The following is an 18,799-nucleotide window of genomic DNA, read 5'->3' on the forward strand; positions in this document are numbered from 1 at the left end:
ATCATCGCACCAGCGGATGATCCCGACCGTACGCCGTCATCCTCACGGATGATCCGAACGACGACCTCAGCCGAGCCGCTTCTGCCACGCGCCCGCGTACGACACCGGAACGAAGCCGAGTGCCTCGTTGATGTCGAGCATCGGGCGGTTCTCCTCCGCGTTGAAGGTGCTGATGCGCGGCGACAGGGGCGCGATCCGACGCCAGCGCAGGATGTTCGCGCACTTCACGATGATGCCGAGCCGGTGTCCTCGATGCTCCTTGAGCACGAGCGTGCAGTACTGACGCGTCACCCCACGGGGATCAGCGCCGATCGCGAGCTCGTTGAACGCCGCCAGGGAGCCTGTCGGCACGTGCTCGACCGCGGCGACCGAGACCGTCTGACCGCCATCGATGAAGCGGGCATCGCGTCGCGCGATCCGTTCGGCGTCCCATGTCTCCTCGTCGACTTCGAGGCCTCCGCTGGGAGCATCCGTCGACATGCGCGACAACGCCCACGCGTAGCCTTCGCGGAACTCGGGAGGTGTCGGAAGCGTCCACTCCACCAGGCGGTACTCGTCCCCGGCGGCTGAGAGGGCCGCGTCGAGCGCGTGCTCGATCGGCGCGGGGTCGGCGTGCAGGTCGAACGCGCTGGTGCGTTCGACCTGTTCCAACGCGTATCCGCTGCTCAGCAGAAGCGTCGCGAGCGGGCTCTGCGGGATCTGTCCCCACCCCGTCGCCGGGGTCAGCATGGTGCCGGTGCGGTCCGCCCGATGCAGGGTCCACGACTGGATGACGGTGCGTCCGAGCCGGCGGACCTCCTCTTCGACGCGCGCCAGAAGGGCCTGCTCGATGCCGCGGCCCCAGTTCTCAGGCAGGACCATCAGATCGATCTCGGCGCTGGTCGGCTCGGCGACCGCGTGATAGAGCGTGACCGCGCCGACGATGACATCGCCTTCGCGGGCGAGCAGCGTGCGGCGCACGGTGTCTGTGCGATCCTGCCAATAGGGCAGCAGTTCCTCCGCGGTGCTCTCGAGGTCGGCCAGGCCGGTGTCGTTGAGGCAGATCGCGTTGTTCAGGGCGACCGACGCATGGAAGTCGGCGGCGTCCTCGGCATCCAGGCGATCGGGCACAGTCATCTCGGAGATCTGCAGTGTGGCGGCGGGGTGTGTCGTGGTCATGTCAGGACCTTCTTCCAGGCGCCTTCGTAGGCGATCGGTGTGAAGCCGATGGCTTCGTTTATCGAGAGCATCGGCCGGTTCTCCTCGGCGTTGTAGGTGACGACCCGCGGCGACAGCGGGAAACGCTCCCGCCACGAGAGCAGTCCTGCAGTCTTCACGAGGGTGCCGAGCCTGTGCCCACGGTGCTCCGACAGCACGAGCGTGTCCTCCTGATCGGTGCTGCCGGAATGATCGGCGCGGATCGCGAGCTCGTTGAAGGCGCACAGCTCGCCGGTACGGGCGTGTTGCGCTGCCGTGACGAGGACGGATGCCCCACGCGCCGCATAGCGCGCGTCATGCCGCCGCACGCGATCGGCGTCCCAGGTCTCCACCGGCATATCGAGCTCGGCATCCGGCACGTCGGTCGACATGCGTGACTTCATCCAGGCGTAGCCGTCGATGTGCTCGTCGGGGGTCGGCAGCATCCACTGCACGACGCGATAGTCGGGGGAATGCGACGCGGCATCCTTCCTCAACTCGTCGAGACGACCGGCGGTGGAAGCCTCCCAGGTCAGCGCGCTGACCCGTACGACCTGCTCGAGGGTGAAGCCGTGACGCATGAGGAATCGCGCGGAACGGTCGCGCGGTACGGCGCCCATGCCCGTCGGCGAGGGCAGCGCGTCCTCGGCTCCATCATCCGCACGATGCTCGGCGAAGGTCAGCAGGTTCCGTACGCCCTCGCTGCGGGCGTGATCCTCGAGAATCCGCAGCACCGCGCTCCCGACTCCCTCGGACTGGTGGGCTCGCAGCACCGCGATCGTGCCGATCGCGGTCGTCGCCCCGCCGTCCTGGAGGATGTTCAGCGCAGCACAGCCGATCATCGCGCCGTCGCGCTCCATGTACCACTGCCGGCGCTGGAGGTCATCATCGCCGTACAGCATCGGCAGCAGATCATCGGCGGACCGCGCATCGTCGTCGCGCCCGGTCTGCTCCAGGACGCACGCGTCGCGGACCGCGGCGTACTCGCGGATGAGAGGGCTGGGCCCCGCGTCCGCCCGAGCGGGGAGCTCGAGCGGACGCAGGGTCGCGCCGGCGGTGATGTCGATCATCGTGTCGGTCTCGGCTCTCACAGCATCCTGCGCTGCAGATCGTAGGTCAGCAGTGCGATCGACTGCCGGTGGGCGAGCTCCAGGCGCTGACGCTCCTGGTGACGCTCGTGCCTCGCCGCCGCGTCCGCGCGGTCTGCGATTGCGGAGGAGGGCAGGCTGCGTTCGAGCAGCCAGAGTCCCAGACGGAGGCTGAGACGATCGGTCAGCGCGAGCTGACGGCGGCCGTCCTGGTCGGGGATGGTGAGGATCTGACGATCCTCGGTATCCGGTGGGTGTATGGACGTGTTCTGACGCCGATCGGCGGTCAGCAGTGTGGTGCTCACAGTGCGTGCTTTCTTTCGATGGGTGGGTTGCGGAGTTCGCAGAGGATGCGGCCGGCACAGGCGGCGCCGGCGTATCCGGGGTGGGGCGCAACGGACGGACGGCTGCGCAGAGAGCCCCTAAGGGCGGAGAGCCTGCTGCTCAAGAGGCAGCGGCGTCGATCATCGGCCGAACGCTGGACGTCGGGCGAGTCGAGAGATGGGGCGGGGCGGTTCTAGCCTGCGGCGCCGGCGAAGGTCACCGAGTGCGCGGCGTTGCCTGCGCAGGCTGGATCTGCGGCGTGGAGCCTGCGGCTCAGCTTCGTAATCATCATCGGTGACCTCCTCTCGTGTGATCGGTGTGTCACGCTAGCGACAATTCCCAGCTGCCGTCAAGCCATCCGTCGATTCTTCGGCGTGTCGCGGCTCGATCGGCCCCTTCCAAGGGTCGGCGATCCGCTCCCGCTCCGCGCGTGATCCCGGTTGCGGGCCGCCGTTCCGGTAGCGTGATTCCGTGCCTCACGCGACCGCTCACGCCCTTCCGACGCCTGGAGTCTCGGCATGCATCTGAAGAGCCTGACGCTCAAGGGCTTCAAGTCGTTCGCCCAGCCCACGACCTTCGTCTTCGAACCCGGTGTGACCTGCATCGTCGGGCCGAACGGCTCGGGCAAGTCCAACGTCGTCGACGCGCTCGCTTGGGTTATGGGGGAGCAGGGCGCCAAGACTCTCCGCGGCGGCAAGATGGAGGACGTCATCTTCGCCGGCACCTCGACCCGCGGTCCCCTCGGCCGGGCAGAGGTTCAGTTGACCATCGACAACGCCGATGGCGCGCTGCCCATCGAGTACGCCGAGGTGACGATCAGCCGCACGCTGTTCCGCAACGGCTCGAGCGAGTACGCGATCAACGGCTCGAGCTGCCGGCTGCTCGACGTGCAGGAGCTGCTCAGCGACTCCGGCCTCGGGCGTGAGATGCACGTGATCGTGGGTCAGGGCCGGCTCGACACGGTTCTGCAGGCCTCCCCGGAGGATCGCCGCGGGTTCATCGAGGAGGCGGCGGGAATCCTCAAGCATCGGCGCCGCAAAGAGAAGACCCTGCGCAAGCTCGACGCCATGGAGACCAACCTCACCCGCCTCAGCGACCTCGCCGGCGAGATCCGTCGACAGCTCAAGCCGCTCGGACGCCAGGCGGAGATCGCTCGCGAAGCACAGACGATCGCCGCAGTGGTGCGCGACGCCAAGGCGCGCCTCTTCGCCGATGACGTGGTGGCCCTGCGCACGGCGCTGGCCGACCACACCCGCACGGAGCACGAGCGGCATACCGAACGACTGGTGCTGTCGGAGCAACTCGATGCGGTGCGAGCGGACATCGTAAGGCTGGAGGCGGAACAGAACTCGACGGCGGTCGATGAGGCGCGGCGGGTCGCGTTCGGCCTGGAGCAGGCACAGGACCGCATGCGGGCGCTGTACACCCTCGCCAACCAGCGTCTGGCGCTTCTCGGCAGCGAAGACGATGACACCGTCACCGCGATCACCGTCACGCAGGACACCATCGACGAGGCCAAGGACGAGATCACGCGAATCTCCGAAGGCCTCGGTGATGCTCAGGATGCGGCGGCGACCGCGAGCCGCGAGGTGATGAACGCACGTGCTGAGCTGGACACGCTCGATGTGGACATCGCCGAGCAGAGCGCCCTGGTGTCGGCCTACGACATGCGTCTGACTACTCTGCGAGGCAACGCAGATGCGGCGGCATCTGCCCTCGCTGCCGTGCGCGGTGCCGTCCTGCGCCAGGAGAACGCTCTCGAGGCGGCTCACACGCGTCGGCGCGAGGCCGCCGATGCGCTGGAAGCGATCGAGGATGCGGAGGCGCCCGAGGGTTCTGCCGCCGAGTACGCCGCGGCGTACGAGGATGCGCAGAAGGAGGTCACCGCAGCCGAGGCGGAACGGGACTCGCTGCGTGAGCGGCTTCACGATGCCGAGCGCGAGGCGGATGCGCTCACAGCGAAGGCGGCGGCCTTGGGCAGCGCCCTCGCGCTCTCCGGCGGCGCGGCGGAGATCGTGGCATCCGGTGCGGCGGGCGTCCGCGGCCTGGTGGGCGATTCGGTGCAGGTCCGTGCAGGCTACGAAGCGGCGATCGCTGCCGTGCTCGGACCGCTCGCGGAAGGCGTGCTCGTCGACAGCGCCGAGCACGCGTTCTCGCTGATAGAGGGCGGTGGCGCGAGGGGCACCGTCGACATCGTCATCGCCGAGGGACGGAAGGCGGCCGCCACGCTCACCGCGAAGCTCCCCGGCGCGGTGCCGGCCGCGGGCGTCGTGGACGCGCCGGGCGGAGTGCTGGCGATCCTCGCCTCCGTGGTCATCGCCGACGACCTGCCGGCCGCGCGTACCGCGCGGGCGGCGCTCGATGCCGTGTCCGATTCGCGGACGACGATCGTCACCAAGAACGGCGAGGTCGTCACGTCGCACACCATGCGTGCGGGGTCGGGCGAGGCATCCCGTCTCGAGCTCACGGCAGAGCGCGATGCCGCACGTGAGCGGCTGGAGGAGGTCCGCGTCATCGTGGACAGCCTGCGCGAGGCGAGGATCGAGGCGACCGAGCGCGTCGAGGACGCGCGGCGACGCTCCAAGGAGGCGCTTCAGGCTCTGCGGGAGCACGACGCCGCGCTCGCATCGCATGCCGAGCAGGTGAACCGCGTCACCGTACAGCACGAAGCGGCTGTCGCGGAGTGCGACCGCCTGGAGGCGGGGCTCTCTCAGGCGCAGTCCGCGGTGGCCGAAGCCGAGCAGGCGGCTGCCCGCGCCAAGGCCGAGCTCGAAGAGTCGGAATCCGAGCCGCGCCCGGTGCTCGACGCCTCCGCGCGCGACGGACTGCTCGAGGCACTGGAGTCCGCGCGCGAGGGCGAAGTGCGGGCCCGGTTGGACATCGAAACGCTGCGCGAACGGGTCCGCGCGGCACAGGCACGCGTCGTCGCGCTGGAACGTCAGCGCGAACAGGAACGCGAGGCGGCCGCCGAAACGGCCAGACGCGCGGTGATACGCCGCGCGCAGCGCGAGGCCGCATCCGCTGTCGCCGACGAGCTGCCGCGCGTACTCGATTCGCTTGACCGCTCCGTCACCGAGGCTCGCATCGCACTGACGAAGGCGGAGGAAGAGCGCTCGGCGCACAACGAGGAGCTGACCGTGCTTCGCAGGCAGGAGGGTTCTCTGCGGGAACGCCTGGCAGGACTGACGGAGAGCGTCCACGGACTGGAACTTCAGATCCACGAGAAGAAGCTGCATCTGTCCGGTCTCCTCGATCGGGTGGCATCGGAGCTCGCGCTCGACGAAGAAATTCTCGTTGCGGAATATGGACCTGACCAGCCGGTCCCGCGCGACCCGGGAGCCGAGGACGCTGACGAGGATGAGGCGATCCCATTCGATCGACGCATCCAGGAACGACGCCTGAAGGATGCGGAGCGGAAGCTCGCGCAGCTCGGGAGGGTCAACCCGCTCGCCCTCGAGGAGTTCGCGGCGCTCGAGCAGCGGCACGCGTTCCTGACCGAGCAGCTGGCTGATCTGACGAAGACACGGCAGGATCTGCTCACGATCATCGCCGACCTCGATGAGCGGATGCAGGTGATCTTCGCGTCCGCGTTCGAAGACACCAAGCAGGCGTTCGGCGAGGTGTTCCCTCTGCTGTTCCCCGGCGGTGCGGGCAGTATCTCGCTGACGAATCCCGACGACATGCTCACCACCGGGATCGAGGTGGCGGTGCGACCGGTCGGCAAGAAGATCGAGCGACTGTCACTGCTCTCGGGCGGGGAGCGATCGCTGGCCGCGGTGGCGCTGCTGGTCGCCATCTTCAAAGCACGGCCCAGCCCGTTCTACATTCTGGACGAGGTCGAAGCCGCGCTCGACGACGCCAACCTGGGGCGGCTGCTGACGGTCTTCGAGCAGCTGCGTGAGAGCTCACAGCTGCTGGTGATCACGCACCAGAAGCGGACGATGGAGATAGCCGATGCGCTCTACGGCGTCTCCATGCGGCAGGACGGCGTCTCCGCGGTGGTCGGTCAGCGGGTGGGCGACCGCGTCGCGAGCTGACCGGCTGCCTTGCGCGGCCAGGATGTCGGCCCGTCGGCGTGTCAGGTGAGCGTGGACTCGAACTCGTGCACCGCAGGAGCGAAGCCCTCAGCATCCTGAGCGCGATGGCCTGCGCCGTCGGCGATCACGTGCTCCGCGCCGCCGGAGACGAGCGCCTTCGCTATCGTCTCGTACTCCTCGTTCCAGCCTCCGGTGACGACGAGAGTGCGGATGCCGGCGAGCATCTCAGGTCGTACGCCGTGACCCCAGGGAAGGTTGGTGCGCGCCCAACGTTCGGCCACTCGTTGTTCCTTCTCCCACGCCGCCGCGTCGTACGGACCGCCGAACATGAGCGGGCGGAGGATGGCCCAGAATCCACGCAGATCGCCGGATTCCGACAATGTGCGGGCCTCGGTGACGATGGCGATGTGCCGCTCGATCGCCTCGTGACCGCGCGCGATGTCGTACAACGCCGGCTCGACCAGCACGAGCCCGGCCACTCGCAGCCGGCGGGCGGCGAGAACGGCGGGTACCGCGCCGATCGAATGGGCGAAGACCAGGGCCGGGTCGCCGCTGAAGTGACGCACCAGCGACTCCGCCTGCCCGGCGACCGACGATCCCTCGGCGAAAGTCACGAAATCGCCGCCGGCCGGATCGGCGTGAGGCCACGCATCCGCACCCCTGCGTCCGGCGCCATGCAGGAACACGCGACGGAAGGCCATGTCCGCCATCGTAGGCTGGAGTCATGGCGGAGAAGTCCTGGTCCCTCGGTCGCGCTCTGCGTGGCATGTTCGTCAAGCCCACGATCGACGAGACGACGTGGGAGGACCTTGAGACCGCGCTGATCACCGCGGACTTCGGCCCCGACATCACGGAACAGCTGCTCGACGAGCTTCACGAGAAGGTCGACAGATATCGCACGACGGATCCGAAGGACCTGCAGCGGATGCTGCGCGAGACGCTCGAGGAGCGCTTCGCGAAGTTCGACACCACGCTGAAGCTCACCGAGCGCCCGGCTGTCGTGCTCGTCGTCGGCGTGAACGGCGTGGGCAAGACCACCACGATCGGGAAGTTCACCAAGTTCCTGCGCGGCTTCGAGCGCAGTGTGGTCGTCGGCGGCGCAGACACCTTCCGCGCTGCCGCTGTGGATCAGCTCGCCACCTGGGCTCAGCGTGGGGGAGCGGCCATGGTGCGTCCTCAGCACGAAGGGCAGGATCCGGCCTCCGTCGCCTACCAGACCGTGGAGTACGCAAAGCAGCAGGGCATCGAGATCGCGATCATCGACACGGCCGGCCGGCTGCACACCAAGGGCGGCCTGATGGACGAGCTGTCCAAGGTGCGCCGTGTGATCGAGAAGCAGGCTCCGATCAGCGAAGTGCTGCTCGTGCTCGATGCCACGACCGGTCAGAACGGCGTCATGCAGGCAGAGGCCTTTCTGCAGCACGCCGGAGTCACAGGGCTGGTCATCACCAAGCTGGACGGCTCCGCGAAGGGCGGATTCCTGCTGGCCGTGCAGGAGCGGACGGGGATCCCCGTGAAGCTGCTCGGCCAAGGCGAGGGGATCGATGACCTCACCGGTTTCACGCCCCACGTCTTCGTCTCGTCGCTCGTCGGCGCGTAGGGCTACCGCCGCAACCGAGAGGCTGGTTTCATAGCGATATGGCGATCGAACACGACTACTTCGGGGTCCTTTCCTCCGGGCCCGACGGTGCCATCTTCTGGACGGAGCGAGTCGAGTTCGGCGACCAGTCGGTGACGGTGGATCTCACCGCGCCCGACCAGGACGACGTGTCGCAGGACGCCCTCGACATGGCTGCCGCACTGATCGCCGGCATCGAGAACCTGGATGCGACAGTGCGCAGGGCGATGCTCGGCGAGGTCGACGATCGCACCAGCGAGGTGACCGAGTACATCCTGCAGCAGCAGGAGGTATTCGGCGACGAGCTGGAGGACGTCCTGGTGGATGTCAGCGGCGATGCCGCCGTGGACATCATCCGCTCGCTGCGGCTGATGAGCATGACGATCCTCGCGGACGAACACGGTGGCACCGAGCCCTTCGCGGTGATGGAGTACGCGCTCGACGCGGACGCCACCGATGACGTTTTGCTCGTCAACCTCGGCTCGGACGGTGCCGTCCTGTCGGTGATGAGCGCGGACTGACACAGACCGCTGGCCGTCGTCGACGGTGGCTCGATCGGAGCGGAGATCAGACCGCCTGGGCGAAGCCCAGTTCGACGCCATCGGCGATGTGCGCGAGGTGCGAGGGAATGGGACGCCCCTTCGACAGCATCGACTGAGCCCACAGCCGCCCGGCGCGGTACGACGAGCGCACCAGTGGTCCCGCGAGCACGCCGAGGAACCCGATCCGTTCCGCCTCCGCCTTGAACTCGATGAACTCATCCGGCTTCACCCAGCGCCCCACCGGCAGATGGCGCGGGGACGGACGCAGATACTGCGTGATGGTGATGATGTCGCACCCGGCGTCGTGCAGGTCGCGCAACGCCTGAACCACTTCCTCCGGCTCCTCGCCCATGCCGAGGATGAGATTCGACTTGGTGATCAGACCGGCCTGATGGCCCTGCGTGATCACGTTCAGTGATCGCTCATACCGGAATGCGGGACGGATGCGTTTGAAGATCCGAGGAACGGTCTCGACGTTGTGCGCGAACACCTCGGGCCTGGCGTCGAAGATCTGCCCGAGGAACGCCGGATCGGCGTTGTGCTCGTTCGCGAGCAGCTCAACGCCGGTGTTCGGGTTGAGCGCGTGGATCTGCCGCACCGTCTCCGCGTTCAGCCAGGCACCCGTGTCGGGAAGGTCGTCGCGTGCGACGCTCGTGACTGTGGCGTAGCGCAGGGCCATGCGCTGCACGCTCTCGGCCACGCGACGGGGCTCGTCGGTGTCGTAATCCGCGGGCTTGCCCGTGTCGATCTGGCAGAAGTCACAGCGACGGGTGCACTGCGATCCACCGATGAGGAACGTCGCCTCGCGATCCTCCCAGCACTCGTAGATGTTCGGGCAACCGGCCTCCTGGCAGACGGTGTGCAGCTCCTCGCTCTTCACCAGGGAGTGCAGCGCCTGATACTCCGGGCCCATCTTGGCCTTGGTGCGGATCCACTCCGGTTTGCGCTCGATGGGCGTCGAGGAGTTGCGGATCTCCAGGCGAAGCAGCTTTCGTCCCTCGGGTGCCATACCACTCACGCGGCCACCTCCGCGTTCTGCACGGTTGCGTACTCCGTGGCGAACGCGTCCGACACGGCCCGCACGATGTCCGCGGGGGAGACGTCGGCGCCGACCACCTCACTGATCGTGGTGACCCCGGCATCCGTGATCCCGCACGGGATGATGCCGCGGAATGCGGCGAGCGAGTTGTCGCAGTTGACCGCGAACCCGTGCATCGTCACGCCCTGCTGCACCCGCATGCCGATGGCGGCCACCTTGTCCTCGCTGAGTGGACGGCGGACCCATACACCGCTGCGCCCCTCGACCTGGTATCCGTCGACGCCGATCGGGCGCAGCACGTCGATCAGCAGGCGCTCCAGCCGGCGAACATGGGCGACCACGTCCATCGGCTCGCGGAGGCGCACAATGGGGTAGCCGACCAGCTGTCCGGGGCCGTGCCAGGTGATCTTGCCCCCGCGGTCGACATCGACCACAGGTGTGCCGTCCTGCGGTCGCTCGTGCGGCTCAGTGCGCTTGCCGGCGGTGTAGACGGCCTCATGCTCCAGCAGCAGGAGCGTGTCGTCACGGTCGCCCGCGACGACTTCTCGGTGGACGCTGCGCTGCAGCTCCCACCCGTCGCGGTATGGGACGTAGTCCGGTGCGAGACCGGCGATCCGGATGTCGAGCATTGACAACCCCTTGCCTTCGCGGCCACCTGGCCAACGTTGTTGGATGCAGTGCAACAATACCTGGTTCAGTCGTCGGGGCAGGGTTCTGTTCACGGTGTGGCATCCGGGCAGGGCTACGCTGGCGACTATGACATCCGAGACCCGAGCCGGCAGGCCGAGGGCATCGTCGCGTGAGACCCTCGCGGAGGCCGCCTGCGAACTGTTCCTCGAGCAGGGGTACGACGAGACGTCGATAGCCGACATCACCCGCCGAGCGGGCGTGAGCCGCTCCAGCTTCTTCAACTACTTCTCGTCGAAGAGCGATGTGCTGTGGTCGGGTCTTGATGCGCGCATCGAGGAGGCGTCGGTCTCCCTCGCGGCGCTCGGCACGGAGGCCGACGGGGATGCCATCCGCGCGGCCGTGCTGCCGATCGTGCATGGTTTCGCGCCCGATCCTCTCGTGTTGGCCCTGCGCAACGCGCAGGCGATGGGGTTGGAGACGGAGCTGATGCGCGACACCGGACTCCGCCATGCGCGCATCTCGTCGGCCGTCGCCGGTGCAGCGCGCAGCGCAGGCATCGACGAGGTCCGCGCGGACATCCTCGGCGCCGCTGTGGCGGCGGCCGTGCTGTCGTCGCTTCGCGTGTGGGCGGAGCAGGGTGCAGGGCAGGCGTCCCTCGAGGCGCAGTTCGACGCGGCCCTCCGTAGCATCCACGATCTTCCCTGGGGCTGAGCGGACGTTTCTCGGGGAGCCGGACACGGCCGCGCGGCGTCGCGTCCGACGAAACCCTTCCGGGTCGCGCTGAGCGTGGGGGCGCCGCTCGCGTAGAATCGGTGACACCATGGCTACCTTTGGCACGCTCTCCGATCGGCTCACCGAGACCTTCCGCAACCTCCGCACGAAGGGAAAGCTGAGCCCCGCCGACGTCGACGGCACCGTCCGCGAGATCCGCCGAGCCCTGCTCGATGCCGACGTGGCGCTCGTGGTCGTGAAGGACTTCACCGCGAAGGTGCGCGAGCGCGCCCTCGGCGACGAGGTCAGCAAGGCGCTGAACCCGGCGCAGCAGGTCGTGCAGATCGTGAACGAAGAGCTGGTCGCGATTCTCGGCGGTGAGCAGCGCCGCCTGGAGTTCGCCAAGAATCCGCCGACTGTGATCATGCTCGCCGGCCTGCAGGGATCGGGTAAGACGACCTTCGCGGGCAAGCTCGCCAAGCAGCTCGAGGGCGAGGGCCACACTCCGCTGCTCGTCGCGGCCGATCTTCAGCGCCCCAACGCCGTGAACCAGCTGCAGGTCGTCGCCGAGCGCGCCGGCGCGGCGATCTACGCACCCGAGCCGGGGAACGGCGTCGGCGACCCGGTGAAGGTGTCGAAGGACGGCGTCGAGCACGCTCGCCGTCAGCAGCATGATGTCGTCATCATCGACACCGCGGGACGGCTCGGAGTCGACGCCGAGCTGATGAAGCAGGCCGCCGACATCCGCAGGGCGACCGACCCCGACGAGGTCCTGTTCGTCATCGACGCCATGATCGGTCAGGATGCGGTGAACACCGCAAAGGCCTTCCAGGAGGGTGTCGATTTCACCGGTGTCGTGCTGTCGAAGCTCGACGGCGATGCCCGTGGCGGCGCGGCGCTCTCAGTGGCCTCGGTGACCGGCCGCCCGATCATCTTCGCCTCCACCGGTGAGAACCTCGAGGACCTCGAGCAGTTCCACCCCGACCGTATGGCGAGCCGCATCCTCGACCTCGGCGACATCCTCACCCTCATCGAGCAGGCCCAGCAGGCATTCGACGAGGAGGAGGCGAAGAAGGTCGCCGAGAAGCTGGCGAACGAGGCCTTCACCCTCGAGGACTTTCTCGAGCAGCTTCAGCAGATGAAGAAGATGGGCTCGATGAAGAAGATGCTCGGGATGCTCCCGGGCATGGGCCAGATGAAGCAGCAGCTCGAGGACTTCGACGAGCGCGAGATCGATCGCACCGAGGCGATCATCCGGTCCATGACACCGGGGGAGCGACGCAACCCCAAGATCCTCAACGGCTCGCGTCGCCTGCGCATCGCCAACGGATCGGGCATGACGGTCACCGACGTCAATCAGCTGGTGCAGCGATTCGAGCAGGCGGCGAAGATGATGAAGACCGTCGCCCGCGGCGGGACACCGCAGCTCCCGGGTATGGGCCCCATGGGCAAGCCCGGCGCATCGGCCAAGCGCGGCAGGAAGGGCTCGAAGAGCAAGGGGGGCTCGCGCTCCGGCAACCCGGCCAAGCGAGCCGCCGAGAACGCCGGGCTGGCCGGGGCGAACGCCACCCCCACCGGTTCGGGATTCGGGCTCGGCGGCGCTCAGCAGGCGCCCAGCGAGGCCGATCTCGCCGAGATCCAGAAGCTGTTCGGCAAGCGCTGAGTCACGCTCTGCGCCGTCGAACACGCTGGGCCCGACCTGCGTCATCCGTCCGTGGGGCGGGTCGTCCGCCGAGGTCGACGCATCCGCGGCTCACAGCACGTCGTCGTCGACCCAGTCCATCGACTTGGTGACAGCCTTGCGCCAGAGCCGCAGCTGGCGGTCGCGCTCTGTGTGGGCGAGAGCGGGTTCCCAGCGACGGTCCTCTCGCCAGTTCGACCGGAGTTCGTCCAGCCCGCTCCAGAAGTCCACCGCAAGCCCGGCGGCATAGGCGGCGCCGAGTGCCGTCGTCTCGGCGACGACGGGGCGCACCACCGGGACGCCGAGGATGTCGGATTGGAACTGCATGAGGGCGTCGTTCGCGACCATGCCGCCGTCGACCTTCAGCTCGCTCAGCGTCACGCCGGCGTCGGCGTTCACGGCGTCGAGCACATCGCGGGTCTGAAAGGCGACTGCTTCGAGAGCCGCGCGTGCGATGTGGGCGCGATTCGCGAAGCGGGTGAGGCCCACGATCGCGCCACGCGCGTCAGGTCGCCAGTACGGCGTGAACAGGCCCGAGAACGCCGGCACGATGTAGACGCCGCCGTTGTCGTCGACCTGCCGGGCGAGCTCCTCCACTTCAGGGGCGGAGTCGATCAGCCCCAGCTGATCGCGCAGCCACTGGACCAGTGAGCCCGCCACGGCGATCGAGCCTTCCAGTGCATAGTGCGCCGGCTCGTCGCCAAGCTTGTAACCGACGGTGGTGAGCAGGCCGTTCTTCGACTGCACGAACTCGGTGCCCGTGTTGACGATGAGGAAGCATCCGGTTCCGTACGTGTTCTTGCTCTCGCCCGCGGCGAAGGCGGCCTGCCCGAACGTCGCGGCCTGCTGATCCCCGAGGATGCCGGCGATGGGCGTCTCGCGCAGCAGCGACGAGTTCTCTGCTTTGCCGTACACCTCCGACGACGATCTGATCTCGGGCATCATCGAGCGCGGTACGCCGAACGCGTCGAGGATGTCGTCGCGCCACTCGAGCGTTCGCAGATCCATGAACATCGTCCGCGACGCATTGGTCACGTCCGTCGCGTGGATTCCGCCTGACACCCCGCCCGTCAGATTCCACAGCACCCAGGAGTCGGTCGTTCCGAACATCAGCTCGCCGGCTTCGGCCCTGGCGCGTGCGCCCTCGACGTTCTCGAGGATCCAGGCGACCTTCGTTCCCGAGAAGTACGTGGCCAGCGGCAGTCCGACGTCCGGCTTGAACCTGTCGACGCCCCCGTCTGCTGCGAGGCGGTCGACGATCTCCTGCGTGCGCGTGTCCTGCCAGACGATCGCGTTGTACACCGGGGCTCCGGTCGTGCGATCCCAGACGACCGCGGTCTCGCGCTGATTGGTGATGCCGATGGCTGCGATGTCGTGGCGGGTGAGATGCGCTCGGGTCAGCGCGAGCCCGATCACCTCCTGCACGTTGCGCCAGATCTCGGCAGGATCGTGCTCGACCCAGCCCGCACGGGGCAGGATCTGCTCGTGCTCCTTCTGCCCCGTGGCGACGATCGTCCCCGTGCGGTCGAAGATGATCGCCCTGCTCGAGGTCGTGCCCTGGTCGATGGACAGAATGTGATCGGGCATGGGGCGTCTCCTTCGTGCCGGTTGCGTCATCATCGACGGGGCGCTGCGCGCGCTCAGCCGCGGGTCGGAACGGCGAGTGTCAGACCGTGCGCCTCGTTCAGCAGCTGCACTGTCGCTTCGACCTCCGCGTCCCGGCGTCCGCGGTCCCATCCCATCAGAGGTGCGAGCGCATCGGCGACCTCCTCGAGCAGTGGGGTCGTCGTGTCGCCGACGAATGCGATCGCGGTCCGGCGCAGGATGACGTCGGCAAGGCGCACGACGAGTTCGGCGTCCACCATCCACTCGAGCTCGCGCGTCGACAGGGCGCCCCCGGCGAGCGGCCGGTCCTCCTCCTGTTCGATGTGCGCCCATACCTCGGCGGCACGCGTCCCGTAACGGGTGAGCAGCTGGTCGCCGCGAGTGCCCGCGCCGGGCAGGTGCGCCTGCTTCCACGACTCGCGGGCGCGAACCGTACGCGGGAATCCCTGGCCGCCGCCGATCGCCAGGCCGACGGTCGACACGACCCGTGTGCGCCCGATCAGCTTCAGTACCCGGTCGGACAGCGCCTCCCCGAGGGCTCGGAACGTGGTCCACTTACCGCCGACGAGGCTGAGCACGGGAACGGCGCCGCTCCTGTCGACTTCGATCCGGTAGTCGCGCGAGACGAACCCGGGAGCGGTGTCCTCGTGGCGCGGCAACGGCCTGATCCCCGAGAAGCGGTAGACGATCTGCTCGGGCGTCACTTCGATCCCGGGGAAGACATGATCGATGAGATCGAAGAAGTACTCGACCTCCTCCTCGGTGCAACGGGCCGGCTCGCGCGGGTCGGCCTCGATGTCGGTGGTGCCCACGAGCACGCGGCCCTTCAATGGGTAGATGAGCACGATGCGACCGTCGGAGTGCTCGAAGAAGATCTCCCTGCCCTGCGTCGCCTCGAGCAGTTCGGGGTTCTCGAGCACGATGTGCGAGCCTTTGGTGCCTCCCATGAAGCGGCTGTCCACCCCGAGGGCCTCGTTGGTGAGGTCCGTCCAGGGGCCGGATGTGTTCACCACAACATCGGCAGCGATGCGGAACTCCTGCGCCGTCTCGCGGTCGCGCAGCAGCACGCCGTCGTCGTCGCGCCCGACCGCTTCGACGTAGTTGATCGCGAAAGATGCGGCGTGGGCGGCGCGACCGTCCTGCAGCACGTCGAGCGCGAGGCGCTCGGGATCGTGCATCGATGCGTCGTAGTACGTGGCGGTGTACTTGACCCGGGGGTCGAGTTCGGGCAGCTCCGCCAATGACCGTCGACGTCCGAGGAACCGATGGCGCGGCACCGAGCCCCCGTCGCGGGAGAACAGGTCGTAGATCGTCAGCCCTGCCTTGATGAGTACGGCTCCGCGCTCCTGCGGTCTGCCGCTGCGGTGCGTGAGGAACCGCAGGGGAGCGGACAGGATGCCCGAGAAGGTCGAGTAGATCGGGATGGTCGTCTGCAGCGGCTTGACGTAGTGAGGCGCTGTGCGCAGCAGTCCGTTGCGCTCCTGCACGGATTCGCGCACCAGCCGGAACTCGCCGTTCTCGAGATACCTGATGCCGCCGTGGATCATGTGGCTGGAAGCGGCTGAGGCGCCGCTCGCGAAGTCGCCGCGCTCGACGAGCACGGCGTCGATCCCCTGCAATGAGAGATCCCGGAACAGCGAGATGCCGTTGATTCCTCCGCCGATGATGAGAACGGTGGTGCGCCCGGTGGTGCGGATGCTGTTCAGCTCGTGGTCGCGGCGTGCAGCGCGTGTTGTCACGGTCATGGTCGGCCCTTTCGTTCTCTGCCACCCAGGATCGACCTGTTGAGCATCGCGCGCAAACCCGGTGCACGAATGTGCAATCCTTGGCATGGAGGATCCGACATGCCCGACGGTTCGCGCACCGATACACGGACGACCGCCGCGCTCACCGCGGCCAAGCTCTACTATCTGCAGGACATGCGGATGGATTCGATCGCGCGCGAGCTGGGAACGTCCCGCTCGTCGGTGTCACGCCTGCTCACCTACGCACGTGAGAACGGCCTCGTCGACATCCGTGTGAACTCGCCTCTCGAACGAGTCGGCGGCTTGGAGGACGGCATCCGGGAGCGATTCCGGGTCGCCGCGCACGTCGTTCCCGTCCCTGGCGTGATCAGCGAAGTCGACCGGCTGGAGCGCGTCGCGACGACGGCGGGGCGGATGCTGTCGCAGTTCGTCGACTCCAACATGGTGGTCGGCGTCGCCTGGGGCTCGACGATCAGCATGGTCAGTCGTTCGCTCGTTCCGAAGCAGACGCACAGCACCGTCATCGTCCAGCTGAACGGAGCGGGCAACACCCAGACGAGCGGGCTGGAGTACTCCAGCGACATCCTCCAGCGTTTCGGTCAGGCGTTCGGGGCGCAGGTGGAGCAGTTCCCGGTTCCGGCGTTCTTCGACGATCCCCGCACGCGCGAGGCGATGTGGCGCGAGCGCAGCACCCGGCGGGTGCTGTCGTTCCAGGCGAAGATGGACATCGCCGTCTTCGGCCTCGGCTCCCCGCGTGCCGAGGTGCCCAGCCGGGTGTACGTCGGCGGCTACCTCAGCCGCGACGACTACCGAAGCCTGCATGAGGACGACGCGATCGGCGATGTCGCGACCGTGTTCTTCAGAGCCGACGGCACGTGGCGCGACATCAGGCTGAACGCCCGCTCCACGGGTCCGGGCCTCGACCGTCTGCGTCGGGTGCCGCGCCGCATGTGCGTCGTGTCGGGGGCGGCGAAGATCGGGGCCCTGCGAGCCGCGATCACCTCGGGTCTGCTCACCGACGTGGTACTCGACGAGACACTCGCGCGCCTGCTCGTCGAGGACGCCTGATCACGCGGGCGACGTTCCGGCCGGACCTGCGCGGAACTCCGTGATCAGATGATGCACCACCGCGCGGAGGTCGCCTCCGGCCGCTTCTGAAGCGGCCAGCTGCCGTGCGTAGCTCGCGCCGCCGCGCACGATGGCGCGCACGCCTTCGAGCTCAGCGGCGCACCCGAGTTCGCGCGCCGTCGGCAACAGGTCCTCGACCACGGCGTTCAGGTGGTCGCGCACCGGCACCTGCGAGCCGGCCCCATCGACGATCACGCGCGCATCGAGTCCGTAGCGGGCTGCGCGCCATTTGTTCTCGCGGTGAAACCATGGCGGCAACGTCGGCAGCGTGCGACCGTCGTCGAGCTCGCGCGAGAAGTGCTCGACGAGCGACTGCGTCAGGGCGGCCACCGAAGCGAGCTCCGTCAGCGTCGACATCCCGTCGCACGCCCGCACCTCGATCGTTCCCCAGCGCGGTGCCGGGCGGATGTCCCATCGCACTTCGGAGGCGTCGGTCATGACGCCGGTGCGGACCATGTCGTCGAGGTAGCTCTCGAACTCGCGCCAGGTGCGCACCGGCCAGGGGAGCCCTGCCGTCGGCAGCTGCTGGAACACCAGCGCACGATTTGATGCGTAGCCGGTGCGTTCCCCCGCCCAATACGGGCTCGAGGCGGAGAGCGCCTGCAGGTGCGGCAGGAAGGAGCAGAGCGCACCGATGATCGGCAGCACCTTGTCGCGGTCGTCGACGCCGACGTGCACATGGATGCCCCAGATCATCATGTTCCGCCCCCACCACTGGGTGCGGTCGATCAGCGTGTGGTAGCGGGTCTTGTCCGTGACGCGCTGATCGAACCACTGCGCGAACGGGTGGCTGCCGGCGCTGAGCAGTGCGATGCCCGCCGGATCCGTCGACCGGCGCACGGCGGCGATTGCCGCGGCGATGTCGTCCACCGCATCCGCGACACGCGCGCCGACGCCGCTGGTCACCTCGATGGTGTTCGTGAGCAGCTCGCCGGTGACCGTGTGCCGCTCACCGGCGCTCTGCGCCTCGAGCGAGCTGAGCAGCTCAGATGCGCGCCCGACGAGGTCGCCCGTCTGCGGGTCGGCGAGCATGATCTCCCACTCCAGCCCCACCGTGGAACGGGCGGACGGCGCGAATTCGAGCGACACGCGCTCAGTCTGACACGCGCACTCCGCCGCACACACGGTCCGTGTCGCCCGGTTTCGCGCAACGCGGCGGATCTGGCAGAATAGAGGGTCGGACGGCCTGCTCGACCCTCTATCCAGCAGCCGTCCACCCGCAGAGCTTCCGCCGGGTGTGCACCCCACGCTCCAGGCGACCGGTTCATCTTCCTTTCCACACCATTCAGGAGAATCGTGGCTGTCAAGATCCGTCTCAAGCGCATGGGCAAGATCCGTGCGCCGTACTACCGCATCGTCGTCGCCGACTCGCGCACCAAGCGCGATGGTCGCGTGATCGAGGAGATCGGCAAGTACCACCCCACCGAGGAGCCCTCGTTCATCGAGGTCGACTCCGAGCGTGCGCAGTACTGGCT

16 protein-coding genes are annotated in these 18,799 nt (G+C 68.0%); 7 read left to right on the plus strand and 9 right to left on the minus strand.

Going from position 1 to position 18,799, the window contains the following annotated elements; all coding sequences use genetic code 11:
• Positions 1 to 66 precede the first annotated feature (66 nt).
• Genes RIN43_RS13340 through RIN43_RS13350 form a run of 3 tightly spaced genes read right to left on the minus strand, consistent with a single transcriptional unit; the run spans position 67 to position 2,569 of the window.
• Positions 67 to 1,158 carry a GNAT family N-acetyltransferase gene (locus tag RIN43_RS13340; RefSeq protein ID WP_309129413.1) on the minus strand — a complete coding sequence of 364 codons (1,092 nt, stop codon included), beginning with the start codon at positions 1,156 to 1,158 and terminating at the stop codon, positions 67 to 69.
• The gene (locus tag RIN43_RS13345; protein ID WP_309129414.1) at positions 1,155 to 2,267 is read right to left on the minus strand and encodes a GNAT family N-acetyltransferase; all 1,113 of its coding nucleotides are present in this window, start codon (positions 2,265 to 2,267) and stop codon (positions 1,155 to 1,157) included. The genes RIN43_RS13340 and RIN43_RS13345 overlap by 4 nt, the downstream gene beginning before the upstream one ends.
• Positions 2,264 to 2,569: a hypothetical protein gene (locus RIN43_RS13350; protein WP_309129415.1), complete on the minus strand. Its 306-nt coding sequence runs from the start codon at positions 2,567 to 2,569 to the stop codon at positions 2,264 to 2,266. The genes RIN43_RS13345 and RIN43_RS13350 overlap by 4 nt, the downstream gene beginning before the upstream one ends.
• 537 nt (positions 2,570 to 3,106) lie before the next feature.
• Between RIN43_RS13350 and smc the strand changes: the two genes are divergently transcribed.
• On the plus strand, positions 3,107 to 6,625 hold the full coding sequence (smc, locus tag RIN43_RS13355) for a chromosome segregation protein SMC (protein WP_309129416.1): 3,519 nt from the start codon (positions 3,107 to 3,109) through the stop codon (positions 6,623 to 6,625).
• Between the two features lie 41 nt (positions 6,626 to 6,666).
• On the opposite strand, the gene RIN43_RS13360 is transcribed toward smc, so the two are convergent.
• Positions 6,667 to 7,326 carry an alpha/beta fold hydrolase gene (locus RIN43_RS13360; RefSeq protein WP_309129417.1) on the minus strand — a complete coding sequence of 220 codons (660 nt, stop codon included), beginning with the start codon at positions 7,324 to 7,326 and terminating at the stop codon, positions 6,667 to 6,669.
• Between the two features lie 23 nt (positions 7,327 to 7,349).
• On the opposite strand from RIN43_RS13360, the gene ftsY reads away from it, so the two are divergent.
• A complete protein-coding gene (gene ftsY / locus RIN43_RS13365) occupies positions 7,350 to 8,225 on the plus strand; it encodes a signal recognition particle-docking protein FtsY (protein WP_309129418.1) in 876 nt (291 codons plus the stop codon).
• A gap of 38 nt (positions 8,226 to 8,263) precedes the next feature.
• A complete protein-coding gene (locus RIN43_RS13370; protein WP_309129419.1) occupies positions 8,264 to 8,764 on the plus strand; it encodes a DUF2004 domain-containing protein in 501 nt (166 codons plus the stop codon).
• A gap of 46 nt (positions 8,765 to 8,810) precedes the next feature.
• Here the strand turns inward: RIN43_RS13370 and lipA are convergent, their stop codons facing one another.
• Both lipA and lipB read right to left on the minus strand, forming a co-directional pair.
• Entirely contained in the window at positions 8,811 to 9,794 is a 984-nt protein-coding gene (gene lipA, locus RIN43_RS13375; RefSeq protein ID WP_309129429.1) for a lipoyl synthase, read from the minus strand.
• A 5-nt stretch (positions 9,795 to 9,799) separates the two neighbouring features.
• On the minus strand, positions 9,800 to 10,453 hold the full coding sequence (gene lipB / locus RIN43_RS13380) for a lipoyl(octanoyl) transferase LipB (protein WP_309129420.1): 654 nt from the start codon (positions 10,451 to 10,453) through the stop codon (positions 9,800 to 9,802).
• A 127-nt stretch (positions 10,454 to 10,580) separates the two neighbouring features.
• On the opposite strand from lipB, the gene RIN43_RS13385 reads away from it, so the two are divergent.
• Positions 10,581 to 11,165, plus strand: a complete 585-nt coding sequence (locus tag RIN43_RS13385; protein ID WP_309129421.1) for a TetR/AcrR family transcriptional regulator — start codon at positions 10,581 to 10,583, stop codon at positions 11,163 to 11,165.
• 109 nt (positions 11,166 to 11,274) lie between these two features.
• Positions 11,275 to 12,828, plus strand: a complete 1,554-nt coding sequence (gene ffh / locus RIN43_RS13390) for a signal recognition particle protein (RefSeq protein WP_309129422.1) — start codon at positions 11,275 to 11,277, stop codon at positions 12,826 to 12,828.
• 90 nt (positions 12,829 to 12,918) lie between these two features.
• Here ffh and glpK read toward each other — a convergent pair whose 3' ends face one another.
• Entirely contained in the window at positions 12,919 to 14,433 is a 1,515-nt protein-coding gene (gene glpK, locus RIN43_RS13395) for a glycerol kinase GlpK (protein ID WP_309129423.1), read from the minus strand.
• A 53-nt stretch (positions 14,434 to 14,486) separates the two neighbouring features.
• Complete coding sequence (locus tag RIN43_RS13400) at positions 14,487 to 16,196, minus strand: glycerol-3-phosphate dehydrogenase/oxidase (protein ID WP_309129424.1); 1,710 nt, start codon at positions 16,194 to 16,196, stop codon at positions 14,487 to 14,489.
• A 99-nt stretch (positions 16,197 to 16,295) separates the two neighbouring features.
• On the opposite strand from RIN43_RS13400, the gene RIN43_RS13405 reads away from it, so the two are divergent.
• Positions 16,296 to 17,264, plus strand: a complete 969-nt coding sequence (locus tag RIN43_RS13405) for a sugar-binding domain-containing protein (RefSeq protein ID WP_309129425.1) — start codon at positions 16,296 to 16,298, stop codon at positions 17,262 to 17,264.
• Here the strand turns inward: RIN43_RS13405 and RIN43_RS13410 are convergent, their stop codons facing one another.
• Positions 17,265 to 18,413 (minus strand): glutamate--cysteine ligase, encoded by a 1,149-nt coding sequence (locus tag RIN43_RS13410; protein WP_309129426.1) that lies wholly within the window; start codon positions 18,411 to 18,413, stop codon positions 17,265 to 17,267.
• Positions 18,414 to 18,620: 207 nt separating this feature from the next.
• Between RIN43_RS13410 and rpsP the strand changes: the two genes are divergently transcribed.
• On the plus strand, positions 18,621 to 18,799 hold a 179-nt coding region (gene rpsP / locus RIN43_RS13415; protein ID WP_309129430.1), incomplete at its 3' end, for a 30S ribosomal protein S16.

Source organism: Microbacterium sp. (genome assembly GCF_031178445.1).
Classification (GTDB): domain Bacteria; phylum Actinomycetota; class Actinomycetes; order Actinomycetales; family Microbacteriaceae; genus Microbacterium.